This window comes from Mycetohabitans sp. B2 (genome assembly GCF_021733735.1).
GTDB classification, from domain to species: Bacteria; Pseudomonadota; Gammaproteobacteria; order Burkholderiales; family Burkholderiaceae; genus Mycetohabitans; species Mycetohabitans rhizoxinica.
Window position 1 is genome coordinate 1 of record NZ_JAHKSP010000109.1, and the last position, 5,427, is coordinate 5,427.

The window sequence follows — 5,427 nt, forward strand, 5'->3', positions numbered from 1 at the left end:
GGGCAGGCGGGCCGAAACATGCGCGCGCAGCGTGCTCGCCAGTGGCTCGTCCGCTTCGGCCTGCACATACGCCACCAGTCGCTTGTCCGACCCCTCACCGGTTGCCAGCACCACCGCATCACGCACCTGCGGGTGCGCCGTTAAGCACGCTTCGATCTCACCCAGCTCAATCCGAAAGCCGCGGATCTTCACTTGCTCATCGTTGCGCCCCACAAACTCCAGATGGCCGTCCAGTAAATACCGCGCCAAATCCCCGGTCTTATACAGCCGCGCATCGGCGTCCTCTGAGAACGGATCCGGCACAAAGCGCTCGGCGGTCAGCGCCGGGCGGTTCCAATAGCCGCGTGCCACCCCCGCGCCACCAATATACAATTCACCGACCGCACCCAGGGGCACCGGCTGCCCATGCGCGTCCAACAGATAAATTGTCAGATCCGGAATCCGTGTGCCAATCAGACTGCCCGCTTGCTCGCTATCTTGCTGCCGAAGCGGCCGATACGTCACATGCACAGTCACTTCGGTAATCCCATACATGTTGATCAATTGCGGATAACGCTCGTCGTGCGTGGCATACCACGCCTGTAAGCTCGTCGGCTCCAGCGCTTCCCCGCCAAAGATCACATAGCGTAATTGATCTGTTAAGGCGCTGTGTGCTTGGCTGACCATCAACGCCTTAAAGGCACTGGGGGTCTGATTTAATACGGTGACACCCTGCTCACAGATCAACTGGTAAAAAGCGTCGGCAGAGCGAGCAATGGGATGAGGCACGATGACAAGCTTGCCACCATAACGCAGTGCGCCCCACAGCTCCCAGACCGAGAAATCAAAGGCAAACGAGTGAAATAGGCACCAAGTATCATGCTCGTTAAAGCCATACCATGGTTGCGTTGCCTCGAACAGCCGCGCCACTTGGACATGTTCGACCATCACGCCCTTCGGGGTGCCGGTCGAGCCAGACGTATAGATCACATAGGCCAGATGCCGGGCCGTCAGACCTGCCACCGACGGATTCGTGTCTGGCAACGCCGGCAGGGTAGCCGGATCGAGCACCGTGCACTCGGCCAGCGCTGCTTCGCCTAACGCAGCGCGCCCAGCCGCATCGGCCAGCACCATGCTCGGCGCCGCATCAGCGAGAATGTACGCCAAGCGCTCGCCCGGATACGCCGGATCGAGCGGCACATAAGCGCCGCCGGCCTTCAAGATCGCCAATAGCCCCACGACCAGCGCGGCACTGCGCTGCACGCAGATCGCCACCCGCGTGTCCGGCTTGACGCCCAACTCGATCAACTGGTGTGCGAGGCGATTGGCCTGTGCATTCAGCTCGGCGTAACTGAACGTTTGGTCTTCAAACACCAGCGCTGGCGCCTCGGGCGTGCGCTCGACCTGCGCCTCAAATAACTGGTGCACGCACACGTGCGACGGATACGCCCGCTGCGTCGCGTTCCATGTCTGCAGCAGCAACTGGCGCTCGGCCTCAGGCAGCACCTGCAACTGCTGCACTGCGGTGTCGGGCGCCGCCTCGAGCGCGTCGGCCAAGCTGTGCAGCGCCTGCTGCATATACCCACACACCCGCTCGGGCGCCAGCGGCGGCACGCTCTGGGCCGTCAGCTCCAGCGCTTGACCGAAGTCCTCGACCGATAGTGTCAGCGGGTAATTGGTGCGCTCCTGCGCGCTGAGCAGCTCCACACCCGGTAGCCCGCTGCGCTCATCCGAGCCCATCGCATTGTGCCGGTAATTGAGCAGCGCACTAAAGAGCGGTGTATCGGCCGGCACGCCGCTGCAGCGCTGCGCCAGCGCCAATGACGCATGCTCGTGTTCCAACAGCGCGGCCAGCCGCGCATGCGTCGCATGCACGGCGGCTTGCACATTGCCGCTCAGGTCCACACGCAGCGGCAGCGTATTGATAAACAGCCCCATCGCACTGTCGGCCCCCTCACCCGCTTGCATCCGACCGAACAGCACGGTGCCAAACACCACGCGTGGTTGGCCGCTCGCGCGGGCCAGCACCTGCGCCCACGCCAAGTGACACAGGCTCGCTAAGCTCACGCCCAGGCGCCGCGCGTGCGTGCGCAGCCGATCGTTCAACGCCGACGGCAGCATCCGGTGTGACTCGCTCACTTCACTGCCGTCGTGCTGTATCTGCGCGAGCCCAAACGGCAGGGTCGGCTCCACGTCAGCGAGCAGCTCAGTAAAGAAGTGTTCGTGTTCGGCTTGACTGACACCCAGCCGCGCTTGCGCGACCAGATGACGAAACGGCTGCGCCGGCGACAGGGTGTCGCCTCGCCCCTCGATGAACGCCCGCACCTCCGCGTGCATCACCTCTAGCGTCGAGTGATCGCCAATCAAATGGTGCAGCCGCTGCGTAAGCAGCCAGCGACCCGCCCTGTCTTGCGCAATCGCACAGTGCAGCAGCGGCGCCTGTGTCAGATCCAAGCGCGTGTGACGCGGATCAAAGCGTCGCGCCAATTGCGCCACGATCGGCTCGTCAGCGGGGTCCAACGTCAGCTCGGTGACCGGCAACTGTGCGTGGCGCCACACCACTTGCGCAGGCGTGGACACGCCTTCCCACACGAACGCGGTGCGCAAAATATCGTGGCGATCGATCACCTGCTGCAGCGCGTGCAAATACTGGTCAAGCCGCTCATGACTATCGAAAGCCAGCTGCACCATCAGCAGATACGGATCGCCGTCGCGCGCGAGCAGATGGTGAAACAGCAGCCCGTCTTGCAGCGGCGAGAGCGCATAAATGTCCTGGATATTGGCCACGCCCTGCGGCACCTGCTTAACAATCTTGTCAATGTCCGCTTGCGTTAGCTCAATGAGCGGCAGCATCGACGGCGTAATCACAGTCGTGTCGGGCGTGATCGCGTTCGCAGGCACCGCCACGTCACGGCGCTGGCCCAACGACTGCGCCAGCGCACTGAGCGTCGGTGCCTCAAATAGCGCCCGCACCGACACACTCAAGCCCCGGCGCCGCAGACGCTCAATGAGCCGCACCGCCAGCAGCGAGTGGCCGCCGAGGGCAAAGAAGCTATCGTGCCGGCCCACTTGCTTTACACCCAAGAGCTCGGCCCAGATTGCCGCCAGCGTCGTCTCCAGCTCGCCTTGCGGCACTTCATACGCTTGATGCGCTAGCGCCGCCTCATCCGGTGCGGGCAACGCACGCCGATCGAGCTTGCCGTTGGGCGTTAGCGGCCACGCGTCCACCCGCACGAACGCGCTGGGCACCATATACTCGGGCAGGCTCGCCGCCACCTGCGCGCGCAGGGTGCTCGCGAGCTGCTCATCCGCTTCGGCCTGCACATACGCCACCAGCCGCTTGTCCGAGCCCTCGCCGCACGCCAGCACCACCGCATCACGCACCTGCGGGTGCGCCGTTAAGCACGCTGCAATCTCGCCCAGCTCAATCCGAAAGCCGCGAAGCTTGACCTGATCGTCATTGCGACCCAAGAACTCCAGATTGCCGTCCGGTAAATACCGTGCCACATCCCCGGTCTTATACAGCCGCGCATCGGCGTCCTCTGAGAACGGATCGCGCACAAAGCGCTCGGCCGTCAGTTCAGGGCGGTTCCAATAGCCGCGCGCGACGCCTGCGCCACCGATGTATAGTTCACCGACTGCACCCAGGGGCACCGGCTGGCCGTGTGCGTCCAGCAAATAAACACGCGTGTTCGCAATGGGTCGGCCAATCGGGATGCTGGCGTTTCTTTCCGGAACGCACGTGACCTTGTAAATCGTCGCAAACGTGGTGCTCTCGGTTGGACCGTAACCGTTGATCAGCTGCTCAGGAGGGGACTCGCCCATCACTTGCGCAACCAACCTAGCATCCAACACGTCTCCTCCGACAATTAATGCCTTGAGTTGAGAGAAGGCCGTGTCCACCTGGGCGGCCATCTGGTTGAACAAGCCAACGGTGAGCCACAAGATGCTGATGCGCTGTTCGCGCAACGTGTGCGCAAACGCACGGGGCATCAGCACAGTGTCATGATCAATCACCACAACGGTGGCGCCATTTAACAGCGGTGCCCACACTTCAAACGTGCTCGCGTCGAAAGCCGGGTTTGCCGCGAACGCCACACGATCATCGGTGCGAATGTCAACATAGCCATTGTTGATGACCAGCCGCGCAATCGCATAATGCGGCACCATCACGCCTTTCGGCGTGCCGGTTGAACCCGATGTATAGATCACATACGCCAGATGGCGAGCCGTCAGCTCGGCTATCGACGGATTGGTGTCCGGCCACGTCGACGGGGTAGCTGGATCGAGCACCGTGCACTCGGCCAGCGCCGCCTCGCCCAACGCAGCGCGCCCGGCCGCATCGGCCAGCACCATGCTCGGCGCCGCATCGGCGAGGATGTGCGCCAAGCGCTCACTCGGATAGCTCGGATCCAGCGGCACATACGCGCCCCCAGCCTTCAAAATCGCCAGCACCCCCACGACCAGCGCAGCACTGCGCTGCACGCAGATCGCCACCCGCGTGTCCGGCTTGACGCCCAACTCGATCAACTGGTGCGCCAAGCGATTGGCTCGTGCATTGAGCTGCGCATAGCTCAACGTTTGATCCTCATAGACCAGCGCCGGCGCCTCGGGCGTACGCTCGACCTGCGCCTCAAATAACTGGTGCACGCACACGTGCGACGGATACGCCCGCTGCGTCGCGTTCCATGTCTGCAGCAGCAACTGACGCTCGGCCGGTGACAGCAACTCAAGCGTTGCGACCGGCTGCTGGGGATGAGCCACCATCGCCTGCAACATGGCCTGCAGATAGCCGACGTGCCGCTCGATCGTGGATTGGTCGAACAGCGCCGTCGCATACCCTAAGCTACCAGCAATCTCATCGCCTGTCTCAGACAAGTTCAGCTCGAGATCGCACTTTACGGCGTCATACTCCAGCTCAGCCGGCGTGGCCGTGAGCCCAGGTAGGCGCCACTGCCCTGTCTCATTACTCTGCCACGCCAACATCACTTGAAACAGCGGCGTATAATCCAATCGACGCGGCGGCTGCACGATCTCCACCACTTGCTCAAACGGCAGATCTTGATGCGCTTGCGCGTCCAGCATCGTGCGCCGCACGCGCGCGAGCAGCTCTACGGTATCGGGTCCACCCGACAGATCCACGCGCAACGCCAGCGTATTGACAAAAAAGCCGATCAACGGCTCGATCTGCGGGTGGTGACGATTGGCGCTGGGCGTGCCAATGACCACATCACACTGGCCGGACAGGCGCGCGAGCACCGCACTCCATGCCGCGAGCACTGTCATAAATAGCGTCGTGCCATGCTTAGCGCTTAAACGCTTGAGCGCTTGCGTCGTGGCCGCATCAATGCGCACCGGCACCTGTGCGCCGGCAAACGACTGTTGCGCCGAGCGTGGCCGGTCGGTCGGCAGCGCCAGCAGCACCGGCGCGTCGGCGAGCGTCGCGCG

The 5,427-nt window shown here is 63.1% G+C and carries 1 protein-coding gene; it reads right to left on the bottom strand.

Annotated elements, in window-relative coordinates; translation table 11 throughout:
• Positions 1-5,427: non-ribosomal peptide synthetase (locus KPG66_RS16930; protein WP_237071613.1), on the bottom strand; the 5,427-nt coding region annotated here is incomplete at both ends.